The 26269-nt window shown below is 70.5% G+C and carries 26 protein-coding genes; 19 read left to right on the plus strand and 7 right to left on the minus strand.

Features of this window, described 5'->3' with window-relative positions; translation table 11 throughout:
- Positions 1-116: 116 nt before the first annotated feature.
- The 8 genes from ACFVDP_RS31310 to ACFVDP_RS31345 all read left to right on the plus strand — a co-directional run bounded on the left by ACFVDP_RS31310 (position 117) and on the right by ACFVDP_RS31345 (position 7211).
- Positions 117-761, plus strand: coding sequence for an HAD family hydrolase (locus tag ACFVDP_RS31310; RefSeq protein WP_383497123.1), 645 nt, complete (start codon positions 117-119; stop codon positions 759-761).
- Positions 762-838: 77 nt separating this feature from the next.
- Entirely contained in the window at positions 839-2086 is a 1248-nt protein-coding gene (locus tag ACFVDP_RS31315; protein ID WP_383497126.1) for an MFS transporter, read from the plus strand.
- Entirely contained in the window at positions 2037-3218 is a 1182-nt protein-coding gene (locus tag ACFVDP_RS31320) for an acetoin utilization protein AcuC (protein ID WP_383497129.1), read from the plus strand. Before ACFVDP_RS31315 ends, ACFVDP_RS31320 begins: the two co-directional genes overlap by 50 nt.
- A 216-nt stretch (positions 3219-3434) precedes the next feature.
- The gene (locus ACFVDP_RS31325; protein WP_383497132.1) at positions 3435-4250 is read left to right on the plus strand and encodes a phosphatase; all 816 of its coding nucleotides are present in this window, start codon (positions 3435-3437) and stop codon (positions 4248-4250) included.
- Between the two features lie 129 nt (positions 4251-4379).
- A complete protein-coding gene (locus tag ACFVDP_RS31330; RefSeq protein ID WP_158689180.1) occupies positions 4380-4592 on the plus strand; it encodes a helix-turn-helix domain-containing protein in 213 nt (70 codons plus the stop codon).
- Positions 4593-4741: 149 nt separating this feature from the next.
- On the plus strand, positions 4742-4840 hold the full coding sequence (locus ACFVDP_RS31335; protein ID WP_003948845.1) for a 30S ribosomal protein bS22: 99 nt from the start codon (positions 4742-4744) through the stop codon (positions 4838-4840).
- A gap of 236 nt (positions 4841-5076) precedes the next feature.
- Positions 5077-6150, plus strand: coding sequence for an NAD-dependent epimerase/dehydratase family protein (locus ACFVDP_RS31340; RefSeq protein WP_383497135.1), 1074 nt, complete (start codon positions 5077-5079; stop codon positions 6148-6150).
- 14 nt (positions 6151-6164) lie between these two features.
- Positions 6165-7211, plus strand: a complete 1047-nt coding sequence (locus ACFVDP_RS31345; protein ID WP_383497138.1) for a lysophospholipid acyltransferase family protein — start codon at positions 6165-6167, stop codon at positions 7209-7211.
- Positions 7212-7286: 75 nt separating this feature from the next.
- Here the strand turns inward: ACFVDP_RS31345 and ACFVDP_RS31350 are convergent, their stop codons facing one another.
- The 3 genes from ACFVDP_RS31350 to ACFVDP_RS31360 form a co-directional block, all read right to left on the minus strand.
- Positions 7287-8546, minus strand: coding sequence for a DUF5667 domain-containing protein (locus tag ACFVDP_RS31350; protein WP_383497141.1), 1260 nt, complete (start codon positions 8544-8546; stop codon positions 7287-7289).
- A 236-nt stretch (positions 8547-8782) separates the two neighbouring features.
- On the minus strand, positions 8783-9571 hold the full coding sequence (locus ACFVDP_RS31355; protein ID WP_383497144.1) for an ECF subfamily RNA polymerase sigma factor, BldN family: 789 nt from the start codon (positions 9569-9571) through the stop codon (positions 8783-8785).
- A gap of 316 nt (positions 9572-9887) precedes the next feature.
- On the minus strand, positions 9888-10844 hold the full coding sequence (locus ACFVDP_RS31360) for an HAD family hydrolase (protein WP_383497147.1): 957 nt from the start codon (positions 10842-10844) through the stop codon (positions 9888-9890).
- Between the two features lie 108 nt (positions 10845-10952).
- Between ACFVDP_RS31360 and ACFVDP_RS31365 the strand changes: the two genes are divergently transcribed.
- The 7 genes from ACFVDP_RS31365 (at position 10953) to ACFVDP_RS31395 (ending at position 18955) form a co-directional block, all read left to right on the plus strand.
- Positions 10953-11240 (plus strand): glutaredoxin family protein, encoded by a 288-nt coding sequence (locus ACFVDP_RS31365; RefSeq protein ID WP_383497150.1) that lies wholly within the window; start codon positions 10953-10955, stop codon positions 11238-11240.
- Positions 11241-11560: 320 nt separating this feature from the next.
- Positions 11561-12358: a redox-sensing transcriptional repressor Rex gene (locus ACFVDP_RS31370; protein WP_383497153.1), complete on the plus strand. Its 798-nt coding sequence runs from the start codon at positions 11561-11563 to the stop codon at positions 12356-12358.
- The gene (locus tag ACFVDP_RS31375; RefSeq protein ID WP_383497156.1) at positions 12355-14010 is read left to right on the plus strand and encodes a glutamyl-tRNA reductase; all 1656 of its coding nucleotides are present in this window, start codon (positions 12355-12357) and stop codon (positions 14008-14010) included. Before ACFVDP_RS31370 ends, ACFVDP_RS31375 begins: the two co-directional genes overlap by 4 nt.
- Positions 14007-14969, plus strand: coding sequence for a hydroxymethylbilane synthase (hemC, locus tag ACFVDP_RS31380; protein ID WP_383497159.1), 963 nt, complete (start codon positions 14007-14009; stop codon positions 14967-14969). The genes ACFVDP_RS31375 and hemC overlap by 4 nt, the downstream gene beginning before the upstream one ends.
- Entirely contained in the window at positions 14966-16645 is a 1680-nt protein-coding gene (locus tag ACFVDP_RS31385) for a uroporphyrinogen-III synthase (RefSeq protein ID WP_383497162.1), read from the plus strand. The genes hemC and ACFVDP_RS31385 overlap by 4 nt, the downstream gene beginning before the upstream one ends.
- Positions 16646-16765: 120 nt before the next feature.
- The gene (gene hemB / locus ACFVDP_RS31390) at positions 16766-17755 is read left to right on the plus strand and encodes a porphobilinogen synthase (RefSeq protein WP_383497165.1); all 990 of its coding nucleotides are present in this window, start codon (positions 16766-16768) and stop codon (positions 17753-17755) included.
- 24 nt (positions 17756-17779) lie between these two features.
- Positions 17780-18955: a winged helix DNA-binding domain-containing protein gene (locus tag ACFVDP_RS31395; protein ID WP_383497167.1), complete on the plus strand. Its 1176-nt coding sequence runs from the start codon at positions 17780-17782 to the stop codon at positions 18953-18955.
- 207 nt (positions 18956-19162) lie between these two features.
- Here the strand turns inward: ACFVDP_RS31395 and ACFVDP_RS31400 are convergent, their stop codons facing one another.
- Both ACFVDP_RS31400 and ACFVDP_RS31405 read right to left on the minus strand, forming a co-directional pair.
- Complete coding sequence (locus ACFVDP_RS31400) at positions 19163-19684, minus strand: hypothetical protein (RefSeq protein WP_383497171.1); 522 nt, start codon at positions 19682-19684, stop codon at positions 19163-19165.
- A gap of 13 nt (positions 19685-19697) precedes the next feature.
- Complete coding sequence (locus ACFVDP_RS31405) at positions 19698-20831, minus strand: magnesium and cobalt transport protein CorA (protein ID WP_383497174.1); 1134 nt, start codon at positions 20829-20831, stop codon at positions 19698-19700.
- Between the two features lie 514 nt (positions 20832-21345).
- On the opposite strand from ACFVDP_RS31405, the gene ACFVDP_RS31410 reads away from it, so the two are divergent.
- Positions 21346-21936, plus strand: a complete 591-nt coding sequence (locus ACFVDP_RS31410) for a suppressor of fused domain protein (RefSeq protein WP_383497177.1) — start codon at positions 21346-21348, stop codon at positions 21934-21936.
- A 28-nt stretch (positions 21937-21964) separates the two neighbouring features.
- Here ACFVDP_RS31410 and ACFVDP_RS31415 read toward each other — a convergent pair whose 3' ends face one another.
- Entirely contained in the window at positions 21965-23221 is a 1257-nt protein-coding gene (locus ACFVDP_RS31415) for an MFS transporter (protein WP_383497180.1), read from the minus strand.
- A gap of 197 nt (positions 23222-23418) precedes the next feature.
- Between ACFVDP_RS31415 and ACFVDP_RS31420 the strand changes: the two genes are divergently transcribed.
- From ACFVDP_RS31420 to ACFVDP_RS31430, 3 genes are all read left to right on the plus strand, one after another.
- Positions 23419-24057 carry a DUF6758 family protein gene (locus ACFVDP_RS31420; RefSeq protein WP_383497183.1) on the plus strand — a complete coding sequence of 213 codons (639 nt, stop codon included), beginning with the start codon at positions 23419-23421 and terminating at the stop codon, positions 24055-24057.
- 138 nt (positions 24058-24195) lie between these two features.
- On the plus strand, positions 24196-25059 hold the full coding sequence (locus tag ACFVDP_RS31425; protein ID WP_383497444.1) for a PHP domain-containing protein: 864 nt from the start codon (positions 24196-24198) through the stop codon (positions 25057-25059).
- A 177-nt stretch (positions 25060-25236) separates the two neighbouring features.
- Complete coding sequence (locus ACFVDP_RS31430; RefSeq protein ID WP_383497186.1) at positions 25237-25842, plus strand: MarC family protein; 606 nt, start codon at positions 25237-25239, stop codon at positions 25840-25842.
- A 95-nt stretch (positions 25843-25937) separates the two neighbouring features.
- Here ACFVDP_RS31430 and ACFVDP_RS31435 read toward each other — a convergent pair whose 3' ends face one another.
- The gene (locus tag ACFVDP_RS31435; RefSeq protein WP_306317966.1) at positions 25938-26090 is read right to left on the minus strand and encodes a hypothetical protein; all 153 of its coding nucleotides are present in this window, start codon (positions 26088-26090) and stop codon (positions 25938-25940) included.
- Positions 26091-26269: the final 179 nt, after the last annotated feature.

Raw genomic sequence — 26269 nt, forward strand, 5'->3', positions numbered from 1 at the left:
TGGTACTGCAGGGGGGACCCTGTGGGAGAGTAGGACGCCGCCGAACAAATTTTGAGAAAAGCCCGGACCGGGAACGGTCCGGGCTTTTCTGCGTTATGCCGTCGTAGGGTCGTCGTATGCGCTACGAACTGGTCATCTTCGACAATGACGGTGTGCTCGTCGACAGTGAGCCCCTTTCCAATACGCTGCTGGCCGGCTATCTCACCGAGCTCGGGCACCCGACCTCGTACGAGGACTCTCTGCGGGACTACATGGGCGCCGCCCTGCACCGCGTGCACGATCTGGTTCTCGAGCGGACCGGGGAGCGGCTGCCCGACGACTTCGACGATGTTTTCCACGGGCGGGTCTTCGCCGCGTTCGAGCGCGAGCTTGAGCCGGTGCGTGGGGTCGTGGACGTGCTGGAGAAGCTCACCGCCGACGGGGTTCCTTACTGCGTGGCGTCCTCTGGGAGCCATGAGCGGATTCGGGTCGGGCATCGCACGACCGGGCTCGACCGGTGGTTCGGGCAAGAGCGGGTCTTCAGCTCTGAGGATGTCGGGCGGGGAAAGCCGGCGCCGGACCTTTTCCTCTACGCCGCCGAGCGGATGGGCGTCGCCCCGGAGAAGTGCGTGGTGATCGAGGACAGTCCGCTCGGCGTGCAGGCGGCCGTCGCCGCCGGGATGGACGTGTACGGGTTCACGGCCATGACGCCGGCGGAGAAGCTCGAGGAGGCCGACGGACTCTTCGGCGATATGCGTGAATTGGGCGGGCTGCTGGCCTGACCTCGGGGACTGGCCGCGGGAATTGGGTGCTTGATCTATCTACCCAGCGGTAGGCCGGGCGCATACGCTGAGCCGCCATGACCGATGGGAACGCAGGCATAACAGGCGCGATGCGATGGGGCCGAAGAGCGCTGGGATTCAGCTTCTTCGCCCAGGGAGCGGCGTTCGCGCTGCTGGTGACCCGGATTCCCGCTATTCAGGACCAGTACGGGATTTCGGACGGGCTGCTTCCCGTCTTTCTCGCCGCCGTGCCGATCCTCGCCGGTGTCAGCAGCGTCTGCACCGAGCAGCTCGTGAAGCGGGTCCGGCCGAGCCGGGTGCTGCGGTGGGCCCAGCCCGTGGTGCTCCTTGCCCTGCTCGGCGTCGGCGCCGGGGACACCATGGTCGAGGTCGCCGTCGCGCTCGCCGCGTTCGGCCTGGCCGTGGGCGCGCTCGACGCGTCGATGAACATGCTGGGCGTCAGCCTGCAACGCGCGTACGGGCGCAGCATCATGCTCGGCTTCCACGCCGCGTACAGCCTCGGCGGCATCGTGGGAGCGTCGCTCGCATGGGCCGGAGCGCACTGGGACCTGACGCTGTTCGTGTCGTACCTGCCGGTCGCCGCCGTGCTGCTGCCCCTCTGTCTCGTCGCCAGCCGGTGGTACGTGGACGCCCGCGCCGGTGCCGTGGAGAGCGGGAGCGAGGCCGGCGCCGGGCAGCAGGGCGGCGGGGTCGTCTTCAAGATGCTGCTGCCGCTGTGCCTGGTGATGGCCTTCGCGTACATCGGGGACTCGACCGTCTCCAACTGGAGCGCGAAGTACTTGCAGGACGTGCTGGGAAGCTCCGAGCAGCTGTCCACGGTCCCGTACAACGTCTACATGGTGATGACCCTGGTGGGGCGGGCCGTGGGCGATGTCGGGGTGCGGCGGTTCGGGCCCGTGACGGTGGTCCGGGTCGGGACCGTGATCGCGGCCGCCGGGTTCGGTGTGGTGGCCGTGGCGCCCGGGCCGTGGGTCGGGATGCTCGGGTTCACGCTGCTCGGGCTCGGGCTGTGCGTGATCGTGCCGCAGACCTTCGCGGCGGCCGGGCGGCTCTTCCCCCGGGACTCCGACGCCGCCATCGCGCGGCTCAATATCTTCAACTACGTTGGTTTTCTGGTGGGTTCGCCGCTCGTGGGTGCTTTGGGCGATGCGTGGAGCTATCGCGGGGCGATGCTCGTCCCGATGGCGTTGGTGCTGGTGACGCTGGTGTACGCCCCTTCGTTCGGGAAGAGCGGTGACCGATACGGTGGCGGGCATGAGCGGCCGCGTGCAGTTGATGTGGGACCCGGCGGTAGCGGGGTATGACTTCGGGCCCGGGCATCCCATGGACCCGGTCCGTCTCGAGCTGACCCGGAGCCTGGTGGGGGCCCTCGGGCTCGACCGGGCGGCCGAGGTGGAGGTCGTGGCCGCGGCCCGGGCCGGTGAGTCCACGCTCCAGCTCGTGCACCGCGAGGACTATGTGGAGGCGGTCAAGGCCGCCTCCCTCGACCCGGCCGCCGCCGATCCCGCGTACGGGCTGGGCACGACCGACGACCCGGCCTTCGCCGGGATGCACGAGGTGTCCGCGCTGATCGCCGGGCAGTCCGTGGGCGCCGCCGAGGCCGTGTGGCGCGGGGACGCCCTGCACGGGGTGAACTTCACCGGCGGGCTGCACCACGCCATGCCGGGGGCCGCGTCCGGGTTCTGCGTGTACAACGACGCGGCGCTGGCCATCGCGCGGCTCCTGGAGCTGGGCGTCGAGCGCGTCGCGTACGTCGATGTGGACGTGCATCACGGGGACGGGGTCCAGGCCGCCTTCTGGGAGGACCCGCGTGTGCTCACCGTGTCGCTGCACGAGCATCCACGGACGCTGTTCCCGCAGACCGGGTGGCCCGAGGAGACCGGGGCCGACGGGGCCGCCGAGGGGTCCGCGGTGAATGTCGCGCTGCCGGCCGGGACCGGGGACGCCGGGTGGCTGCGGGCGTTCCACGCCGTGGTGCCGGAGCTGCTCGCGGAGTTCCGGCCGGAGGTGCTCGTCACTCAGCACGGCGCCGATACGCACTTCGAGGATCCGCTCGCCCATCTCGCCGTGTCGTTGGACGCGCAGCGGGCCGTGCAGGTCGCCTGTCATGAGCTGGCGCACACGTACGCGGACGGGAAGTGGGTCGCGCTCGGGGGTGGCGGGTATGCCGTCGTGGATGTCGTGCCTCGGTCCTGGACGCATCTGGTGGGGGTCGCCGCCGGTCGGGACATCGCGGCCGAGACCGTGATTCCGGAGTCGTGGCGGCAGGAAGTCTTCGCTCGTACGCGGCAGTTGGCTCCTGCTCGGATGACCGATGGGCGGTGGCCTGTCGAGTTCCGGGGGTGGGAGGAAGGGTACGACCCTGCCGATCGGCTGGATCAGGCGATCTTGGCTACTCGGAAGGCTGCGTTTCCCTTGCGGGGGCTGCTGGCTTAGCGGGGCTGGTGGGCTTGGCCGGGCTGGAGCTCGGGTCCTTCTAGGCGCTTGCCCCGCGCTGGGGTGCCGCCTTGCCCACCCTGCCGCCCTTGGCGGCAGATTGCCCAAGGCGGCGGGGGCGGCGACGGATTGGGGAAGGCCCTCGGTTACTCCGACCGTGGGGTGTTTTGGGGGTTTGGGGGGTGCTTGGGCGTTCAATGGGCCAGCATCGCAAAGGTGTTGAGCACCGGCGCCCTCCGTGCGCATCTGTTGGCGGCTCGGCTTGCCGGGCCCGTGGCGACCTCCCGTGAGGAGAGTCTGCGCAGTTACCGGCTCTTCGAGGCGCGGGACCCGCGTGTGCTGCTCGGGCTGGATCCCGAATGGGCCTGGGGGCAGCGGGATCTGCTTGCCCTCATGGCCGACAAGTGCGGGGTTTCACCGGATCCGGGGCACACGTCGGGGTACGACGTCATCGATCCGGAACGTACGCTGGCCGCCCTCGACGCCTTCGGCGACCGCCTCGGAAGAGCCGCCGACGCACGTACCCCCGTGCTCATCGGGACGGGACATCCGCACCGACTGCTCGGTTTCTACGCTTCGTTGGCGGGCGCCCTGTCGGCGGCGGGATGTCCCGTCCTCACCCCCGCGCAGGGTCTCAGTGTCGACATAACGACCCGGTTCGGTCTACGCACGTACAACCTTGACTACGTACGAGGCGTCGCGCTGGTGCGGGAACCCGGCGTGTGGTCGGCCGGAAGTGAGACCGGCGCGCACACGCACTCCCCCCTCCCGGTTCGTACCGCTCTGACCGTTCTCGCGGACGCCGGCGAACCCCTTCCCGGGCTTGTCGTGGGGGACCACGGGTGGGTCTGCGGTGCAGGTCAGTTGGGGTTCGACGCCATCGGCCTGGCCGATACGGATGATCCGGCCCTGTTCGTCGGTGAGGCCGAGGGGCAGGTGTCCGTCGTCGTTCCGCTTGATGACGCTGTGCGGTCTGATTACTACCGACCGCTTACTCGCTATGTACTCAATCGAGCGTGTCTGTCACAGTAGGCGGCCGATCGCATCTCCTCTTCCCCACTCGCACCACACGCCCCTACATTGGGGAGTGAGCACGCAACGACGTTGAGTCACCGGAAGGGGAAGCCGGTGGCCGTCGAGTGCGGAAGGTTCAGGTGTGACATGGCTGCTGGTGAGAGTAGGCCTCTGAACGAGGTGCAGTTCCTGACCGTGGCGGAAGTCGCCTCGGTCATGCGAGTGTCCAAGATGACCGTGTACCGGTTGGTGCACAGCGGTCATCTGCCCGCGATCCGGGTCGGCCGCAGTTTCCGCGTCCCGGAGCAAGCGGTTCACGAGTACCTCCGCGAGTCCTATGTGGGGGTGGATGCGGGCTGATCCGTAGCCGGCGAAGTCCTCGATTTCTGACTGGACGCTCGGGCGGGGTAGGCTGGCACCCCGTAGGTCGTGTGGGCCCCAATGCAGCCCCGCACCGAGTGATCGACCCCCGCTCGCGGGGGTCGTCCAAGAAGTGAGCGAGGGTAGTCGTGGGCTCTGTTATCAAGAAGCGCCGTAAGCGGATGGCGAAGAAGAAGCACCGCAAGCTGCTGAAGCGCACCCGCGTGCAGCGTCGCAACAAGAAGTAAGCGACCGCTGCGTCTAGCGCGTCAACTGTGGCCCTTTCACCGTTCGGTGGGAGGGCCACAGTGCGTTTTGCGGGCCGTTGGCGGCGTGGTCGCCGGCCCGGGAATGTACGTACGGCTGTGGCTGTCGTCACTTCATGCATCGTCCAGTCATCACAGCGCAACATCGAACCGCTAACGTGAGGCGCAAGCAGTGATTGCGGAGCGCGGCGGGCTGGGACGGAAGGCAGGCGCTGATCTTGGGCAAAGTCGTGCTCGTGACCGGGGCGGCCCGGCAGCTGGGCGGCCGGTTCGTGCGGCGCATCCAGCGGGACCCGGACGTGGAGCGGGTCATCGCGGTGGACGCCGTGCCGCCCGCGCACCATCTGGGCGGGGCGGATTTCCTCCAGGCCGACATCCGGCAGCCGGCGATCGGGCGGGTGCTCGCCGAGCACTCCGTGGACACCGTCGTGCACATGGACGTCACCGGGACCCCGCTCGCCAGCGGCGGCCGCGGCTCGGTCAAGGAGACCAACGTCATCGGCACGATGCAGCTGCTCGGCGCCTGCCAGAAGGCGCCCAGCGTGCGGCGGCTCGTGGTGAAGTCCAGTACGAACGTGTACGGGTCGGCGCCCCGCGACCCGGCCGTCTTCACCGAGACGACGCCGCCCAAGTCGCTGCCGAGCGGCGGGTTCGCGAAGGACACCGTCGAGGTCGAGGGGTATGTGCGCGGGTTCGCCCGGCGCCGCCCCGATGTCGCCGTGTGCGTGCTCCGGTTCGCCAACATCCTCGGGCCGACGGCCGATTCGCCGCTCGCCCAGTACTTCGCGCTGCCCGTCCTGCCGACCGTGTTCGGCTATGACCCGCGGCTGCAGTTCGTGCACGAGGACGATGTGATCGAGGTGCTGCGCATCGCCTCGCACGAGCCCCGGCGCTCCACCCTGAACAGCGGGACCTTCAACATCGCCGGGGACGGGGTGCTGCTGCTCTCGCAGTGCTCGCGGCGTCTCGGCCGCCCGACGGTGCCCGTCCTGCTGCCGGCCGTGACCTGGGTGGGCGGCGCTCTGCGTACGCTGGGGGCCACGGACTTCTCGCCCGAGCAGATTCGATTGCTCACGCACGGGCGGGTGGTGTCGACGGTCCAGATGCGCGACACCCTGGGGTTCCGGCCCACGTACACGACCGCGGAGACCTTCGCGGACTTCGTACGCGGCCGGGGGCCCGGACTGCTGCCACCCCAGGCCCTGGCGTCAGCCGTGGACAGGGTGGCCGCGTTGCCCTTCCTGGGCGGTGCCCGTACGCCCAGCCAGCCCGCGACGCAGAGCGCCAACTGAGGAGCGCACCAACGATGGCGGATGCCAAGGTCATTCCGTTCGACGACGACAGGTCGCGGGCGGCCGGCAAGGGTGCCGCACGCCGCAGGGGGTCGGGCGGGCGGCGCAGGGGCGAGCCCGCGGCCGTACGCGAGATGACGGCCGTGCCCGTGCAGGAGGCGCCCGACACGGAGCCCGGAGCCGATGAGAGCCCGGACCGGGAGCCGGCCCGGGAACAGCGGAGCGGCTGGGACCGGAAGATCGCGGGCGGGCTCTCCTTCCTGCGGCGCCGCATCACCGGGGACTACGACGTCGACGAGTTCGGCTACGACAAGGAACTCACCGACCAGGTCCTGATGTCGCTGCTGCGGCCGATCGCGGAGAAATACTTCCGCGTCGAGGTGAAGGGCATCGAGAACATCCCGTCCGAGGGCGGAGCGCTGATCGTCTCCAACCACTCGGGGACGCTGCCGCTGGACGGCCTGATGATGCAGGTCGCCGTGCACGACAACCACCCCGAGGGACGCCATCTGCGGCTCCTCGCCGCCGACCTGGTGTTCATGCTCCCGGTCGTCAACGAGCTGGCCCGCAAGGCCGGCCACACCCTGGCCTGCGCGGAGGACGCCCAGCGGCTCCTGGAGGGCGGGGAGCTGGTCGGGGTCATGCCGGAGGGCTTCAAGGGCATCGGCAAGCCGTTCAGCGAGCGGTACAAGCTCCAGCGGTTCGGCCGCGGCGGCTTCGTCTCGACCGCGCTGCGCGCCGGGACGCCGATCGTGCCGTGCTCGATCGTCGGGGCGGAGGAGATCTACCCGATGGTCGGCAACGCCAAGACGCTGGCGCGGGTGCTGGGCTTCCCGTACTTCCCGATCACGCCGACGTTTCCGTGGCTGGGGCCGTTGGGCGCGGTGCCGTTGCCGACGAAGTGGACGATCCAGTTCGGGGAGCCGATCCCCACGGACGGGTATCCGCCGGAGGCGGCCGAGGACCCGATGCTGATGTTCAACCTGACGGACCAGGTCCGCGAGCAGATCCAGCACACGCTCTACAAATTGCTGGTGCAGCGGCGGTCTGTGTTCTTCTGACGGCCTCTGAGGTCCTCTGAACGCGGATACGAAAGGGCCCGGGGTGGTGTGCCCCGGGCCCAGTCGTGCTCACCGTCAGCCGGCGTCCTCGCTGTCGATGCCGAGGCCGGGGAGCAGGCCCGGCAGCAGCGGTGGGAGGGTCACGTCCGGCTTGGCCGGGTTCGTGGTGCCGTCGCCGGACTTGCCGTCGGACGGGGTCGGTGTCGACTCGTCCTTCGGGGGGTCGAGCAGACCGCCCGTGGTCTCGCCGAGCAGTCCGTCGTCCTTGCCGCTGCTGGAGCTGGACGGCTTGGGCTTGGCCGAGGACGAGTGGCGGTCGTGGCCCGTGGTGCCGGACGGGGCCGAGTGGTCGGTGCCGGGGGTGTCCGTGGCGGCGCTGCCACCCTGGTCCGTACCGCCCTTGCCGCCCTGGCCGGGAGCCTGGGGGAACAGCGAGCGCAGCGGATCGACCTCTTCGTCTATGGCGGCGAAGATCGAACTCACCTGGTCCCGTACGTCGCCGAGCTGGACCGGGAGCTTGTCGCTGAGCGCGGTCCAGCTCTTGCGGTGCGACTCGGCGAAGGCGGAGAGGGCCTGGATCGGGCCGAGGGAGCCGTCCCGCTTGTAGGCCGCGCTGAGGAGCTTGTGGCCCTCCGACGCGTCGTACTGCATGCCGGACAGCGCGCGGCGGACCTCGCCGACGGACTCGTGGTCGAGGTGTCCGGTACGGCCCCGGTCCATCAGCCGGCGGGCCTCGTTCAGCCGCGTCGACGCCTGGTCCAGATAGATCTGGCCGCGGTCGGAGTCGCCGTCGGCCATGCCGAGCTTGAGGTCCTCCATGCCGCGCTTGAGGCCGTACAGGTGGTCACCGGGCAGTGCGCTCGAACTGGCGGCCGCTACGCCGCCGAACGCGCCCGCGGCCACCCCGACCGTGAGTCCGCCCGCCGCGATGCCCTTGGTCAGGCGGGAGCGGGGCCGCAGCTTCCGCAACGGACTGGCGCGATGAGCGCCCTTGGCCTTCGCCGAGCGCTGTTCCGGTACGGCAGGGCCTGGCGCTCCTTCCGCGAACATGGCCTCCATGGCGGCAACGAGCTGGGCTCGCTGCACCACCTTGACCTCGGGGTCGAGCTCCGGTTTCGGTAGTTCGCCGAGGCCTTCGGCCAGGGACAGAAGTCTGCCCTGCTCGGACTGCTCGGACGGGGTGGGCTGGGCGGTTCGGTCGGACCGGTCGGCCCTGTCGCTCTGCTGGGCGGCCGGTTCTTCCGGCTGCTGCGCCACCGCGTCCTGGGCGGACTCGTCCTCCAGGGCCTGGGCGAAGGCGTTCGCCCGCCGGTGTGCCGAGACATGTGCGATCACTGGCGGCACCTCCTCTCGTCATGACGGTCGACTCCCCAGGTGGTCCTGGGGTTGCACACCGGAAGAGCTTGCACACGATCGAGTGAGTGAAACCGGTCCGGATGTGACCACAGGGAGCCTGCATCCCGCACAACGATCGGCGCGGCACTTGGGTTACGGACCGACGGATGATCCGACCGCGATCGCATCTCTCTTTCACAGAAGGTGAGTTGGAGGATGCGGATCGTGACGGTCGGTCAGCGTGCGTCGTCCGGGAGGAGCCGGGCCAGGGTGCGGACGGCCCGGTACTGGAGGGTCTTGATCGCGCCCTCGTTCTTGCCCATGACACGGGCGGTCTCGGCGACGGACAGCCCTTGCAGGAAGCGCAGGGTCACGCACTCCTGCTGCTGCGGGTTCAGCCGGCGCACGGCCTCCAGCAGGGCCGCGTTGGAGAGCGACTCCAGGACCGAGTCCTCGGGGGAGCGCTCCACCTCATTGGCGTCCAGCATCTCGCCGGTGGTGACTTCGAGCCGGAAGCGGCTGGACTTGAAGTGGTCGGCCACCAGGTTGCGGGCGATCGTCACCAGCCAGGCGCCGAAGTCGCGGCCCTGCCAGGTGAAGGTGCCGATCCGGCGCAGCGCGCGCAGGAAGGTCTCACTGGTGAGGTCCTCGGCCGTCGCCTTCCCGCCCACGCGGTAGTAGATGTACCGGTACACGGTGTCGCTGTACTGGTCGTAGAGGCGCCCGAACGCATCGGCCTCGCCGCCCTGGGCGCGCTCGACCAGATCCATCATGCGCGCGCTGTCGCTGTCCGCGGCGGGACGGCGGGCGGTGGAAGTGCCGGATGCTCCGGCCGCGCCGGAGCGCGCCCGTCTGCCCGCCGTGGCCGCGCCGCTGTCGGCCATCGCGAAGCATGGTCGGGCGGGCGCAGGGACGGCGAGTGCGGGTACGGCGGACGCGGTGGGGACGAAGCCGCGCAAACGGTCGACGACCGTTGCGCGCAGCGTAGCCAGGCCCGAGGCGTCAACCCCGACGTGTTGAAACACGGGACTCCCAGAGGCAGAGCTTCCATCACGTGCAGTGCGGGACCGTTCACTCGTCGTACTGGCGAGTGGGTACCGGAATGCGTCTGAGGAGAATAACGCTTCGTGCAGGGAGCGCTACACCCAGTTGCTCAAATCACCGATTACGTCACTTCTGTAGCTGATCGACGATGGTTCAAGTACCGGAGAGTGACCACTTGTTGATCGGATTAGGTCATCTTCCGGCAGCGGTCGTGACGCGTTGTGGCCGAGTGGTATCCGCGTGACTGGCCGCGACCGGTGCCGGGTAAGACGTTCGGAATGCGCTCCGGGAGCCGGGTCAGCGGCGGCGGCGCTGCAGCGCGATGACGGCCGCGGTGCCGCCCGCGACGGCGCCCACGCCGGCCGCCGCCGGGATGCCGACCTTCGCCGCCTTGCGGCCCGTGCGGTAGTCCCGCAGCCGCCAGTCCCGCTCCTTGGCGTACGTACGGAGCTTGGCGTCGGGGTTGATCGCGTACGGGTGCCCGACGAGGGAGAGCATCGGGATGTCGTTGTGGGAGTCGCTGTACGCGGCGCAGCGGCCCAGCTCCAGGCCCTCGGCGGCGGCGAGGGCGCGGACGGCCTCGGCCTTCGCGGGGCCGTGCAGCGGCTCACCGACGAGCCGTCCCGTGTAGACCCCGCCGATCGACTCGGCGACCGTGCCGAGCGCGCCGGTCAGGCCCAGGCGGCGGGCGATCACCGTGGCGATCTCCACCGGGGCCGCGGTGACCAGCCAGACCTTCTGCCCGGCGTCCAGGTGGGCCTGGGCGAGGGCGCGGGTGCCGGGCCAGATGCGCTCGGCCATGTACTCGTCGTAGATCTCCTCGCCGATGGACATCAGCTCGGAGACCCGGTGGCCCTTGACGATGGACAGGGCGCTGTTCTGCGCGTCCTGCATGTGCTCGGGATCCTCGATCCCGGCGATCCGGAACCACGCCTGCTGCCAGGCGAACCGGGTCAGCTCGCGGCGCTGGAAGAACTTCCGCTTGTACAGGCCGCGACCGAAGTGGAAGATCGCGGCGCCCTGCATCACGGTGTTGTCCAGGTCGAAGAAGGCCGCGGCCTTGTCGTCGCCGACGACCGGGAAGTCGGGCGCGGGTTCCTGGTCCGGTTCCTCTTCGCCCGGCGGTGCGTGACCTTCGAGGTCCTCCAGCTCCAGGGAGGACTTGCGGGCGGCCTCCGCCGAGGCCTCGCCTGCCAGCACGCTCCGCGCGGTGGCGGAGCGCCTACGGGGTGTGAGCCATCCGAGAGCGGCCATGGCGTGAGCATAGCCAGTTTGTTCGGTGGTTCCGGAGTCGAGCGGATTTCGGGAAGCTGTCGCTCTGTGAAATCCAGGCGTCGTGAGGGGCCCGGGCGTGGGGCCAGAATGGCCGGTATGAGTCCCATCTTTCGCCGCGGTGAGAAGAAGAATCCGGCCGACCGGGTGGTCACGCTGATCGGGAAACCCGGGTGCCATCTGTGCGACGACGCACAAGACGTGATCGAGAAGGTGTGTGCCGAGGTCGGAGCGTCCTGGGAGAAGAAGGACATCAACGAGGACGCGGAGCTGTACCGCCTGTACTGGGAGCAGATCCCGGTCGTCCTCGTGGACGGGGCGCAGCACGACTTCTGGCGGGTGCAGGAGGAGCGGCTGCGGCGGGCGCTCACGAGCTGAAGGGGTTCACAGCCGTCGCACACGTCACTGACCGACGAGTCCAAACAACCCCAAAAGTCGCTTAGGATCGAGGGCGGTTTTGGTCTCGGGGGCGTGGATCGCAAGGAGTGTGTACGGTTTTGCCCCCAACAGGTGAGCAACGAAGCTGCCTGCGCGCCGGTTCCACCAGAGCGTGCGGGGGGCGCGTGACCCCGGTCACGTTGGCCGGGCAAATCGGACACCATCTTTGTGCACGCGTTCACAAAGACATAGCCTGCATTCGACGGGGCGGTCTGGGAACGAACGGCCGCCTACAGCCCCGCTCTACCCGCAGGAGCACCGTGGCAACTGGCCGAACTCACCGACCGGCGACCCGCAGCCGAGGGATTCCCGAGGCCACCGTCGCCAGGCTTCCGCTGTACCTCCGAGCGCTGACCGCACTGTCGGAGCGCTCGGTACCCACGGTCTCCTCCGAGGAGCTCGCGGCCGCGGCGGGGGTCAACTCCGCGAAGCTGCGCAAGGATTTCTCGTACCTCGGTTCGTACGGGACCCGTGGTGTCGGCTACGACGTCGAGTATCTCGTCTACCAGATCTCGCGCGAGCTGGGCCTCACGCAGGACTGGCCGGTTGTGATCGTCGGTATCGGTAACCTCGGCGCCGCGCTGGCCAATTACGGCGGGTTCGCCTCCCGTGGCTTCCGGGTCGCCGCGCTGATAGACGCCGACCCCGCGATGGCCGGCAAGCCGGTCGCCGGGATGGCCGTACGGCACACCGACGAGCTCGAGAAGATCATCGAGGACAACGGCGTCTCCATCGGCGTCATCGCGACCCCGGCCGGTGCCGCGCAGCAGGTCTGCGACCGGCTCGTCGCCGCCGGTGTCACCTCCATCCTGAACTTCGCGCCCACCGTGCTGTCCGTGCCGGACGGGGTGGACGTGCGCAAGGTGGATCTCTCCATCGAGCTGCAGATCCTCGCCTTCCACGAGCAGCGCAAGGCCGGTGAGGGCGCCCTCGAGGGGGAGAGCCCCGCCGAGGGCGCCGTCGGTGTCGAGGGCCCCGCCGCCAAGGTCACCAAGTCCGCCGCCCGCTCCGACCGCAAGGGACCCGACGGGGACGTGCCCGCCGTGATGCCGGCATGAGTCTCCTCGTCGTCGGGCTGAGCCACCGCAGCGCCCCGGTCAGCGTCCTGGAGCGGGCCGCGCTGCACGCGGACACCCAGGCCAAGCTGCTCCAGGACACCCTCGCCGCCGAACCGGCCGCCGAGGCCGCGGTGCTCGCCACCTGCAACCGCATCGAGCTGTACGCGGACGTGGACAAGTTCCACGCCGGTGTCGCCGAGCTGTCGACGCTGCTCGCGCAGCACAGCGGTGTGGGGCTCGAGGAGCTCACTCCTTATCTGTACGTGCACTACGAGGACCGGGCGGTGCACCACCTGTTCTCGGTGGCGTGCGGGCTCGACTCGATGGTCGTGGGCGAGGGCCAGATCCTCGGCCAGATCAAGGACACCCTGGCCCGCGCCCAGGAGCTGCACTCCGCGGGCAAGCTGCTCAACGACCTCTTCCAGCAGGCGCTGCGCGTCGGCAAGCGGGCCCACTCGGAGACCGGCATCGACCGCGCCGGTCAGTCGCTCGTCACCTTCGGCCTCGAACAGCTCGCGCTCGGGCGGCCGGTGGAGGCGTGGGCGGCAGGCAAGCGCGCGCTGGTCATCGGCGCCGGGTCGATGTCCTCGCTGGCCGCCGCCACGCTCGCGCGGGCCGGGGTCGCCGAGATCGTCGTCGCCAACCGGACCGCCGAGCGGGCCGAGCGGCTGGTGGAGATCCTGACGGAGGGCGGTACCGCGGCCCGGGCCGTCGCGATGGGCGCCGTGGCGGACGAGCTGACACGTGCCGACGTCGCCATCTCCTGCACCGGTGCCACCGGCCTGGTGCTGACCGCCGACGCGGTGCGCGCGGCCGTCGCCGGACGCACCCCCACCGCGGGCGCCGAGGTGCCCGCCCCCACGACGTCCGGCAGCGGCAAGACGGCCACCGACGCCGGTCCGGTCGAGGTGGTGCGCGGCGGGTTCTCCGTCGAGGGCGAGGCCGCCGTCGCCGGGTTCGACGCCGCCGAACTGGAACAGCACGGCGCCTGGGTGGACAACGCCCCGGGCCGCCGTGTGCAGACCCCCGAGCCTTCCGAGGCGGACGCCATCGCGGCGCTGGCCGCCGTCGGCCGGGTACCGGAGATGCGCCGCGAGCGCGCTCCCGAGCCCGTACGGGATGTCGCCCTGGCCCTGCTGGACCTGGCGATGCCGCGGGACATCGACGCGGCCGCGCACCGCATCGACGGGGTCCGCCTCGTCGACATCGAGTCGCTCGCCGACGCCTCCGCCGACGCCCCGATGGCGGCCGACGTGGACCAGGTGCGCTCGCTGGTGGCCGAGGAGGTCACCGCGTTCGGCGCGGCGCAGCGGGCGGCGACCATCACGCCGACCGTCGTCGCGCTGCGCACCATGGCGGCGGAGGTCGTCGCCGGTGAGATCGCGCGGCTCGACGGGCGCCTGCCCGGCCTCGACGGCAAGCAGCGCGCGGAGATCACCCAGACCGTGCGGCGCGTGGTGGACAAACTCCTCCACGCACCGACCGTTCGGGTCAAGCAGCTCGCGGCCGAGCCCGGTGGTGCCGGGTACGCGGACGCGCTGCGCACCCTTTTCGACCTGGACCAGGAGACGGTCGACTCCGTCTCCCGGGCAACCCCCCAAGACCGTGAATCCGCTACCGGCACGGCAGGCAAGAATCGAGGCCCGGCATGACCGCCGAGAGAGCACTGCGGCTGGGCACCCGGCGCAGCAAGCTCGCCATGTCCCAGTCGGGGCATGTAGCCGAAGCCGTACGGCAGTTGACCGGCCGCGAGGTCGAGCTGGTCGAGATCACGACGTACGGTGACACCTCCCGCGAGCACCTCGCGCAGATCGGCGGCACGGGCGTCTTCGTGACGGCGCTGCGCGACGCGCTGGAGCGCGGTGACGTGGACTTCGCCGTGCACTCGCTCAAGGATCTGCCGACCGCGCAGCCCGAGGGGCTCGTGCTGGCGGCGCTGCCGCTGCGGGAGGACCCGCGCGACGTACTCATAGCGCGCGACGGCCTGAAGTTCACCGAGCTGCCCGCGGGCGCGCGGGTGGGTACCGGTTCGCCGCGCCGGATGGCGCAGCTGAACGCGTACGCCCGCAGCCACGGCATGCGGATCGAGACCGTGCCGATCCGCGGGAACATCGACACCCGGATCGGTTACGTCGAGAAGGGTGAGCTGGACGCCGTCGTGCTGGCGGCCGCCGGGCTCAACCGCATCGGTCGGAGTGCGGAGGTCACCGACTTCCTCTCCACCGACATCGTCCTGCCCGCCCCCGGCCAGGGGGCTCTGGCAGTCGAGTGCACCGCGACCAACGGTGAACTCGTCGCCGCGCTCGGAGAGTTGGACGACCCGTTCACCCGGGTCGCCGTGACTGCCGAGCGGTCCCTGCTCGCCGCCCTGGAGGCCGGCTGCAGCGCACCTGTGGGTGCGCTGGCCGACCTGCTGGCCGACGGGCAGATTGCCAACGAAATGCGCCTGCGCGGCGTCGTCGGTACCACCGACGGCTCCGAGCTGGTGCAGCTGACCACCACCGGTCCCGTGCCCTCGTCGGACGACGAGGCGCTGGCTCTCGGGCGGGAACTCGCCGCCGAGATGCTGGCCAAGGGCGCGGCCGGTCTGATGGGGGAGCGAGCACTTTGAGCCCCACCACCGCATCATCGACCGCCTGTGCACCTGGGCACGTCACCTTCCTGGGTGCCGGTCCCGGTGATCCAGGACTGCTGACCCTACGGGCCGTGGAGGCGCTGACCCGAGCGGATGTGCTGATCGCCGAGCCCGAAGTGCTCGACGTCGTGCGCACGCATGCCAGGGCAGGCGTGACCGTCCTCGACGCCACGGGCGCACAGGGGCAGACGGGACTCGCTGACGAGGCGTCAACTGCCGTCGCGGTCCCGGCTCTGAGGGACTGGGCCAATCTTGTCATGGAGGCCGCGCGGGGCGGCAAGCGGGTCGTGCGTGCGGTCACGGGGGACCCCGGGCTCGACACGTACGCGGCCGAGGAGATGCTGGCGTGCGCCGCGCAGGGCATCGGTTTCGAGGTCGTCCCGGGCATCGCCGCGGCCGTGGGCGTGCCCGCGTACGCCGGTGTGCCGCTGCGGGACGCCGAGGGCACCGACGTCCGGTTCGTCGACGCCCGTACCGCCTCCGACCGCTGCTGGTCCGAGGTCGGCGCGTCCGACTGCACCGTCGTGGTGTCGACGACGCTGGACTCGGTGGCGGCCGCCGCGGGCGAGCTGGTCGCCTCGGGACGCAAGCCCGATACCCCGCTGTCGGTGACCGTCGCGGGGACGACGACGCGGCAGAAGACCTGGTCCGCCACGCTCGGCACCATCGCGCAGACCTTCAAGCAGGCCAAGGTGCTGCCGTCGCCGGAGGGCAACCGTCCGGTGATAGCCGTGGTCGGGGAGCGCAGTTCCACCGCCCAGCGCGACCAGCTGTCCTGGTTCGAGTCGAAGCCGCTGTTCGGCTGGCGGGTGCTCGTGCCCCGGACGAAGGAGCAGTCGGCGGCGCTCTCCGACCAGTTGCGCTCCTACGGCGCGGTGCCGCACGAGGTCCCGACGATCGCCGTCGAGCCGCCGCGCACCCCGCAGCAGATGGAGCGCGCGGTCAAGGGTCTGGTCACCGGCCGCTACGAGTGGATCGCCTTCACCTCGGTGAACGCGGTGAAGGCCGTGCGGGAGAAGTTCGAGGAGTACGGGCTCGATGCCCGTGCCTTCGCCGGGATCAAGGTCGCCGCGGTGGGCGAGCAGACGGCGAACGCGCTGATCGCGTTCGGTGTGAAGCCGGATCTGGTGCCGAGCGGTGAGCAGAGCGCCGCTGGTCTTCTCGAGGACTGGCCGCCGTACGACCCGGTCTTCGACCCGATCGACCGGGTGTTCCTGCCGCGTGCGGACATCGCCACGGAGACGCTGGTCGCCGGGCTGATCGAGCTGGGCTGGGAGGTCGACGACGTCACCGCGTACCGGACCGTGCGCGCCTCGCCGCCGCCGGCCGAGACGCGTGAGGCGATCAAGGGCGGCGGCTTCGACGCCGTGCTCTTCACGTCCTCGTCGACGGTGCGGAACCTGGTGGGCATCGCGGGCAAGCCGCACAACGTGACGGTCATCGCCTGCATCGGCCCGGCCACCGCCAAGACGGCCGAGGAGCACGGGCTGCGCGTGGACGTGATGGCTCCCGAGCCGTCCGTCACCAAGCTGGCCGCGGCGCTGGCCGACTTCGGCGCCCGGCGGCGGGTCGCGGCCATCGACGCCGGTGATCCGGTGACGCGGCCGAGCGAGCGGCGGCCGGGGGCGCGTAGGCGGCGGGCCGCGCCTTAGCCGTGTTGAAGTGGGCGCCTCCAGTGCCGTAGCCCGGCGCTGGGGGCTGTGCCCACCCGTTCCGCCGTGCGGAACGCCTGCCCACAGCCGGGCGGGCCAGTACTTCGAGGAGTTTTTTCGGTGACCCAGTACGGCTCTTTTCCTGGTTCCCGGCCCCGGCGGCTGCGGACGACTCCCGTCATGCGGCGCATGGTCGCCGAGAACCGGCTGCATCCGGCCGATCTGATCCTGCCCGCGTTCGTGCGCGAGGGGATCGACGCGCCGGTGGAGATCGGCTCGATGCCGGGCGTCCTCCAGCACACCCGTGACTCCCTGAAGAAGGCGGCGGCCGAGGCCGTCGAGGCGGGCGTCTCCGCGATCATGCTGTTCGGCGTACCGCTGGACGAGAAGAAGGACGCGGCCGGGACCGTGGGCACCGACGCCGACGGGATCCTCCAGGTCGCGCTGCGCGACGTGCGGGCCGAGGTGGGCGACGACCTCATCGTCATGTCCGACCTGTGCCTGGACGAGTTCACCGACCACGGGCACTGCGGGGTCCTCGACGAGCACGGGCGCGTCGACAACGACGCCACCCTGGAGCGGTACGCCGAGATGGCTCAGGTGCAGGCCGACGCGGGCGCCCATGTGGTGGGCCCGTCCGGGATGATGGACGGTCAGATCGGCGTCATCCGTGACGCGTTGGACCAGATCGGGCGCGAGGACGTCGGCGTGCTGGCGTACTCGGTGAAGTACTCCTCGGCGTTCTTCGGCCCGTTTCGGGAGGCCGTGGCGTCGTCGCTGCGCGGTGACCGCAAGACGTACCAGCAGGACCCGGCGAACGCCCGCGAGTCGCTGCGGGAGCTGGCGCTCGACCTCGAAGAGGGCGCCGACATGGTGATGGTCAAGCCGGCCGGGCCCTACCTCGACATCCTGGCGAAGGTCGCGGAGGCCTCGGACGTGCCCGTCGCCGCGTACCAGATCAGTGGCGAGTACTCGATGATCGAGGCGGCGGCGCAGCGCGGCTGGATCGACCGGGACCAGGCGATCATGGAGTCGCTGACCGGGATCAAGCGGGCGGGCGCGAGCATGATTCTCACGTACTGGGCGACCGAGGTGGCGCGCAAGCTGTAGAAGAGGCGGGTGTGCCGGGCGAGAATGCTCGGCATGGCTGAGACGATCACCGCGCGCGGGCTCAACAGGGCGACTCTTGCACGGCAGTTGCTGCTGGAGCGGGAGGCCGTGGGGGTCGAGGACGCGGTACGGCGGGTTGTGGCGCTCCAGGCGCAGCAGCCCGCTTCGCCGTATGTGGCGCTGTGGAACCGGGTGGCGGGGTTCCGGGCGGCGGATCTGGACGCCGCGTTCGCCGCTTTCCGGGTGGTCAAGTCGACGCTGATGCGGATCACGCTGCACGCGGTGCACGTCGACGACTATCCGGCGTTCCGGGCGGCGGTGGAGCCGACCATCCGCGGGGCGCGGTTGCGGGACCGGCGGTTCACGGGGTCCGGGCTCACGGAGTCGGACGCGGCGCGGCTGCTGCCGGAGCTGCTGGAGCTGGCCGGTGTGCCGCGCGGGGCCGGGGAGTTGGGGGAGTGGCTGGCCGAGCGGGGCGGGGGCGTCGCGCCGGAGGTGGCGCGGCCCGCGTGGCGGATGCTGCGGCAGTGGGCGCCGCTGTGGCACGCGCCGGTGGCCGGGGAGCCGTGGGCGTATGTCTCGGCGGGCAGGCAGCTGTTCGTCGCGGCCGGGCGGGAGCGGCGGCCCGAGCTGGCGGACGCGGAGGGCTCGGCGGAGGGGATGCGGGTGCTGGTCCGGCGGTATCTGGCGGGGTTCGGGCCCGCGTCCGTGGCGGACATCGCGCAGTTCGGGCTCGTGCAGAAGGGGCGCGTTCGGGAGGCGCTCGGCGACGACCTGGTGGAGTTGGTGGGGCCCGGGGGCGAGGTGCTGTACGACGTCGCCGGTGGGGTGCGGCCCGATGACGGGGTGGCGGCGCCGCCGCGGTTGATGGCGATGTGGGACAGCGTGCTGCTCGCGTACGCGGATCGGGGGCGGGTGTTGCCGGCCGGGTTCCGGAAGGCGGTGACGCGGGTGAACGGGGATGTGCTGCCCACGGTGCTGGTGGACGGGTATGTCGCCGGGGTGTGGCGGATGGTTCCCGCGGGGGTGGAGGTGTCGGTGTTCCGTCCGCTGGAGGAGCCGGAGTGGGAAGGGGTTGGGGCTGAGGCGCGGGGGGTCGGGGAGTTTTTGGCGGGGCGGGATGTGGGGGCGTACCGGCGGTTCGATCACTGGTGGGAGAAGGGGTTGCCGGTGGTGGATGTGCGGGTGTTTTCGGTGTGACCGGTGGGTTCGGGGGCGTTGTCGGGTGCCGGTCGCGTCGTGGCTGGTCGCGCAGTTCCCCGCGCCCCTGGAGGTGCGCACTTCGTGCGCGACCTCCATCGGGGGAGGCTGCGCGTAGCGCATGCCTCAGGGGCGCGGGGAACTGCGCGACCAGCCACGACGGTGGCGAGCGTGACGCGCAGCGTGCGTTTGCGTCCGGAGGGCGCGTCAGCGGCGACCGGCGCGGCGGCGACCGAGAAGCCGGGGCAGGCCCGCCGGAACCGCGTCACGGGTCGTGGCGGGCGACGACACGGGCGCCGCCGCCTGCGAGTCCGCGGAGGCGGGAACCGGATCCGCGCCCCGCACGGGCTCCAGCCGCAGCACCCGGCACTCGCGCCCCCACCGCCCGGTCATCGTCTCCGCGTCCGGCGCGTTGAGCCGCTTGCCCTTCAGCTCGGCGACGGCCGCCTCCCACTGCGGCGTACCGGGCGCCAGCTCCACGGCCGTCGCCCGCCAGCCGACCAGCCGGCCGCCCTTGTCCTTGCTGCGCACGGTGACCACGGCGGCGCCGCCGTCGACGAGACCGGGCAGCGGCTGCTCGCCGGGCCCGTCTCCGACCACGTGCGCCGCGCCCTCGTGCCACACGTGCCACAGGGCCCGCTCGGCCTCGGTGCCGCGCACCCAGATGAGCCCGGACTTCTTGGTGGCCTCCTCGACGAGGGCGGCGTCGAGCAGTTCAGCAGTCGTCATGGCGTCAGCGTAGCTACAGCCAGCCGTTGCGCTTGAGGGTGCGGTGGATGGTGAAGCACGCGGCGACGGTGACGGCGAGCACCATCGGGTAGCCGAACCGCCAGTGCAGCTCGGGCATGTACTCGAAGTTCATGCCGTAGACGCCACAGACCATGGTCGGGACGGCGACGATGGCCGCCCACGAGGTGATCTTGCGCATGTCCTCGTTCTGGGCGACGGAGGCCTGCGCCAGATTGGCCTGGAGGATCGAGTTGAGGAGTTCGTCGAAGCCGATGACCTGCTCCTGGACGCGCTCCAGGTGGTCGGCGACATCACGGAAGTACTTCTGGATGTCGGGGTCGATCAGCCGCATCGGCCGCTCGCTCAGCAGCTGCAGCGGGCGGCGCAGCGGGGCGACGGCCCGCTTGAACTCCAGCACCTCGCGCTTGAGCTGGTAGATGCCGCCGGCGTCGGTGCCGCGCGGACCGCCCCTGCGGCGCGGCGAGAATACCTCGGTCTCGACCTCGTCGATGTCGTCCTGCATCGCGTCGGCCACCGCCAGATAGCCGTCGACGACGTGGTCGGAGATGGCGTGCAGCACCGCGCTCGGGCCCTTGGCGAGCAGCTCCGGCTCGGCCTGGAGGCGGCGGCGCAGCGCGCGCAGCGAGCCCTGCCCGCCGTGCCGCACGGTGATGAAGAAGTCGCGGCCGAGGAAGCACATGACCTCGCCGGTCTCCACGACCTCGCTGGTGTCGGTCAGTTCGGCGTGCTCGACGTAGTGGATGGTCTTGAACACGGCGAAGAGCGTGTCGTCGTACGGCTCCAGCTTGGGCCGCTGGTGGGCGTGGACCGCGTCCTCGACGGCGAGCGGGTGCAGCCCGAACTCGGCGGCGATACCGGCGAATTCCTTCTCGGTGGGCTCGTGCAGGCCGATCCAGGCGAAGCCGCCGTCACGGCGTACTTGGCGGCGCGCCTCGAGCGGCGTCAGGCAGCGGTCGCCGCTGTCCACGCGGGCCCCGTCGCGGTAGACCGCGCAGTCCACGACGGCCGAGCAGGCGGACGGATCGCGGGTGGGGTCGTACGAGGAACGCGCCTCGTTCTCGTACGGGGCCACGCTCTTGCGCAGCGAGGGGCGGACAGCGGCACGCAGATCGCGCATCATCGACATGGGCAGGCTCCTTCGCGGGCGGGAGCCGCGCAGGGCGCTCGGAAAAATCGGAACTGCCCGGAATGAGGACGTCCTGGCCAACCGGAAACCGGGACATGCTGCACGTCCACAAAGCGGGGAGCACCGCACCGACACCGGGCGGCTCCGCTTTACTGATTCAGATCAGGAAGATCGGAAAGATCAGGCGGAAAAGAAGTGCTCTTCCGGCATACGCGGACAGCCCTGGACCTGAGAAGCCGACGAAACGCCGACGACTGCTGACTGCGGTGTGGGATGCGGGCCTAGCGGCCGGAAGAACGGGTGGTACTGCACGGTCGACTTCGATCCATGACAGCCCCACCTCCTCCTGCCGGTCCCCCGTGAGGGACGATCAGTGGGTCGGGTCTTCGAGGGCTCTTGAGGGCTCTCGGCGGGGACGCTCAGCGTTCCGTCCCGACCAGCGGCCAAGACTATCAGCCGACTGAAGAAGCAAGCCCCACCTTTACCCGTTCCATGCGAGTTCTATGCTCGCGGGATGGGAGAAGTTCTTGCGCTTGTAGAGGCCCGGCTGCGTACGGCCCTGGGCGAACCGGACGCGCGCGCGGCGGTCACGTTCCTCGGCACGGACCGCATCGAGGTGCTGCGTTTCACCGACTCCGGGCAGGGCGTCGTGCGCTACGCGACCCTGGGGATGTCCGCCGCGCCGATGGCCGACCCGACCGCGGCCCTCGCCGATCCGGTCGAGGGCCCGCGCGCGGAACTGGTCCTGACGGTCCGTGCGGGGCTCGCCGACACCGACAAGGCGCTCAGGCCGCTCGCGGTCCTCGCAGCGTCGCCGCAGGTGGAGGGCGTGATCGTGGCGCCGGGCGCGTCGCTGGACGTGGGCGAGCCGCTGTGGCCGGGCGCGCCGTTCACCTCGGTCCTGGTCGCGGAGTCGGGCGGCCTGGTCGAGGATCTCGAGCTGGACGAACCGATGGATCCCGTACGGTTCCTGCCGCTGCTGCCCATGACGCAGAACGAGGCGGCGTGGAAGCGGGTGCACGGCGCGGCCGAGCTCCAGGAGAAGTGGCTGAACAGCGGAACGGACCTGCGCGATCCGCTGCGCAGGTCCGTCGCTCTCGACTGACTCGACTGAGGAGCAGCGGTACGGGGGATCAGTTCGCGAAGACGGTGACGCCGTCCTCCGTGGCGTGCTGCGGCTCCAGTTCCTCGGCGTCGTGCATGAGCGCGTTCCTGCGCACCCACACCACGACGGCGCCGAGCAGGGCCGTGACCGCGGCGACCACGAACGGGATGTGGATGTCGGTCCACTCCTCGATCTTCGGCGCGAGGAACGGCGCGGCCGCGGCGGCGAACCACCGCACGAAGTTGTAGCCCGCGCTCGCCACCGGCCGCGGCGCGTCGGAGACCCCGAGCGCCAGCTCCGTGTACACCGTGTTGTTCACGCCGATGAACGCGCCGGACAGGATCGTGCAGACGATGGCCGTGGTGTGGTTGCCGTACCCGAGGACGAGCACGTCTACGGCGAGCAGCACCAGCGAACCGCCGACCACCTTGAGCGAGCCGAACCTGGCCTGCATGCGCGGCGCGACGAGCACCGAGAACAGCGCGAGCAGCACACCCCAGGCGAAGAACACACCACCGGATTTGTACGGGGTCATGTTCAGCACGAACGGGGTGAAGGCCAGCACCGTGAAGAACGTGTAGTTGTAGAAGAAGGCCGAGACGGCGACGGAGGCGAGCCCGCCGTGCCCGAGCGCCTTGAGGGGATCGAGGATCGACGTCTTGCGCGCGGGCTTCGGCTGTTCCTTCAGGAACAGCGTGATGCAGATGAACCCGATGGCCATCAGCGCCGCGGTGCCGAAGAACGGGTAGCGCCAGCTGGCGTTGCCGAGCAGGGCGCCCACCAGCGGCCCGCACGCCATGCCGAGGCCGAGCGCGGACTCGTAGAGCAGGATCGCGGCGGCCGAGCCGCCGGCCGCCGCGCCGACGATGACGGCGAGCGCGGTGGACACGAAGAGCGCGTTGCCCAGACCCCAGCCGGCCCGGAAGCCGACCAGCTGGCCGACGGTGTCCGAGGTGCCGGAGAGGCCCGCGAAAATCACGACGAGCGCGAGCCCGACGAGCAGCGTCTTCTTGCCGCCGATCCGGCTGGAGACGAACCCGGTGACCAGCATCGCGACGGCGGTGATCAGGAAGTACGAGGTGAAGAGCAGGGAGACCTGGCTCTGCGAGGCCTTCAGGCCCTGCGCGATCGACGGCAGGATCGGGTCGACGAGCCCGATGCCCATGAAGGCGACGACGGATGCCCCGGCGGTCGCCCAGACCGCCTTCGGTTGACGCAGGATGCTGCCCGCACCCGCGTCGAACGGGTCCCCTTCGGCGGGACCTCCTGTACTGCTGTGGCTCATGCCCGATCCACTTCCTTCGTCCGTGCCGCGCCCTGTGCGGACGCCCGACCGGATGGTTGACGTATACACATAATAAGTTAGCCCTGCTAATTAATGCAAGCTACATCTATCTTTGCGGGTGGGGCGCGCCGGACCGGCGCACTCCGGACGGGTGATCGTCCTTGACGCGGTGCGGGACGGGGAGGACCGTGGGTCGTATGAGGGGCGAACCCAGTTGCCCGAAGTGTGGTGGCCGGGTCAGGGCTCCCGGACTCTTTGCCGACTCCTGGCAGTGCGACGTGCACGGCACCGTGCACCCGCTGCAGCCTGTGATCCCGCCCAGCGTCGAGGCTCTCGGTGTCGTGGTGCACCGCGCGCAGGTGCCTGTCTGGATGCCGTGGCCGCTCCCCGTCGGCTGGCTGTTCACGGGCGTGGCCAACGCAGGGGACGACCGGCACGGCGGCCGCGCCACCGCCGTCGCCTGCTCGGGGCCCGCGCCGCTCGGCGGCATCGGTGAGCTGGTGCTCGTCGCCGAGGAGCTGGGCGTCGGGCTCGGCGCGCGCTACGCGGGCATCGACGGCCCCGACCCCGGCCCGCACATGGACGTACTCGGGCCCCCGCACGCCAAGGTGGTCGCCGCGGGGCGGCCCACCCCGCTGTGGCTCGTGCGGAGCGGCCCCGACGACCGCGCGGTCTTCGCGGGCGAGGCGCGCGGGCTGTGGCTGTGGGCGATCGTGTGGCCCGCGCAGTCCGGACTGCTGATGTACGACGAGTTGGTCCTGACCGATCTGCGGGACGCGGGCGCCGAGGTGGAGCTGCTGCCGTGCGGGGCGCTGTCGCCGCGCATCCTCCAGTGAACCGAGGCCGCTTGCCGGACGGTGATCCCCGGTACGGGTAAGGGGCCGAGGCTCGGATCGGCCGTGACGGAAGTGTTCTCGGGCCCCGGTATCCTGAAGCGGTCCCTTCCGTCCCGTCCGAGCCTGGAGTACGCAGCCGTGCGCATCGATCTGCACACCCACTCCACCGCTTCCGACGGCACGGACAGCCCGGCCGAGCTGGTGCGCAACGCCGCCGCGCAGGGCCTCGACGTCGTCGCGCTCACCGATCACGACACCACGCGCGGGCACGTCGAGGCGATCGCCGCGCTTCCCGAGGGCCTGACGCTGGTCACCGGCGCCGAGCTCTCCTGCCGCCTCGACGGCGTGAGCATGCACATGCTGGCGTACCTGTTCGACCCCGAGAACGCCGAGCTGCTCGCCGAGCGCGAGCTGGTCCGCGACGACCGTGTCCCGCGCGCCAAGGGCATGGTCGCCAAGCTCAACGACCTCGGTGTGCCCGTCACCTGGGAGCAGGTCGCCCGGATCGCCGGGGACGGCTCGGTGGGCCGGCCGCACATCGCCTCCGCGCTCGTCGAGCTCGGCGTCGTGGACACGGTCTCCGACGCCTTCACCGAGCACTGGCTGGCCGACGGCGCCCGCGCCTACATGCCGAAGCACGAGACCGACCCCTTCGAGGCGATCCGGCTGGTCAAGGCCGCGGGCGGGGTCACCGTCTTCGCGCACCCGGGCGCCGCCAAGCGTGGCCGCACGATCCCCGAACCATCGATCGCGAAGCTGGCCGAGGCCGGACTCGACGGCATCGAGGTCGACCACATGGACCACGACGCGGAGACCCGGGACCACCTGCGCGGTCTCGCCGCCGACCTCGGGCTGCTGACCACCGGCTCCTCGGACTACCACGGCAGCCGCAAGACGTGTGTGCTCGGCGAGTACACCACCGACCCGGAGATCTACGGGGAGATCACCCGCCGGGCCACCGGCGCCTTCCCGGTGCCGGGCGCCGGCGGACGCCGCGCCTGACCGGTGCGCGTACGCACGTCGCGTACGTTGCCCACGGCCCCCTTCTCCCGTGCTCACCGCACACCTTCGTGCTCACCGCACACCTTCGTGCTCACCGCACACCTTTGAGCGTGCCCGCGTCCGAGCGGGTGCGCCCGCACGCCCGATCGTCCCTCGCACCGCAAGGCAAGCCCCACTGTGTTCGACGCCGCCGTTTTCGGATCCCTCTTCCTCACGCTTTTCGTGATCATGGATCCCCCCGGAATCACTCCGATCTTCCTCGCCCTCACCGCGGGCCGCCCCGCCAAGGTGCAGAAGCGGATGGCCTTCCAGGCCGTCTGCGTCGCCTTCGGCGTGATCGCCGTCTTCGGTGTCCTCGGGCAGCGGATCCTCGACTATCTGCATGTCTCCGTGCCCGCCCTGATGATCGCCGGCGGGCTGCTCCTGCTGCTGATCGCGCTCGACCTGCTCACCGGCAAGACCGACGAGCCGAAGCAGACGAAGGACGTGAACGTCGCCCTCGTCCCGCTCGGCATGCCGCTGCTCGCCGGTCCCGGCGCGATCGTCTCCGTCATCCTCGCCGTGCAGAAGGCGGACTCGTTCTCGACCCAGGTCTCCGTCTGGACGGCGATCATCGCCATCCATGTCGTGCTCTGGGTGGTCATGCGGTACTCACTGGTGATCATCCGCGTGATCAAGGACGGCGGTGTGGTCCTGGTGACCCGGCTCGCGGGCATGATGCTCTCCGCGATCGCCGTGCAGCAGATCATCAACGGCGTCACCCAGGTGATCCGGGCCGGCTGACCGCCCGGCCCGGGATCTGCGGACCCGCGGACATGCGAAGCCCCCGTACGCACGATGCGTACGGGGGCTTCGAAGTGTGTTGAGCCGCCGCGCTGTTACGAGGCGGACGACTCGGCCGGGCGGATGTAGAGGCGCTGCCCGATGGCCGCCGCCTGCTGAACGATCCGGTTGACGGAGGCGGCGTCCACGACGGTGGAGTCCACGGCGGTGCCGTCGACGTCGTCGAGTCGCATGATTTCGAAGCGCAAGGGCTTCTCCCTTCGTCTGGTCATCCTCCTGAAGGAGAACTGCTGGTGCAGGACTTCAGTCTCGTCCTGCCGTACGGCCAGGCGGTTGCCTGCCCGTTAAGAGTGGATTGCGTGGCTAGGGAGCCCCGCGTTCTATATGGGTACAACGGGTTGCCCCCTGCAAACATTCCCTACGCTAA

Source organism: Streptomyces sp. NPDC057694 (genome assembly GCF_042799415.1).
In the GTDB taxonomy this organism is placed as follows: Bacteria; Actinomycetota; Actinomycetes; order Streptomycetales; family Streptomycetaceae; genus Streptomyces.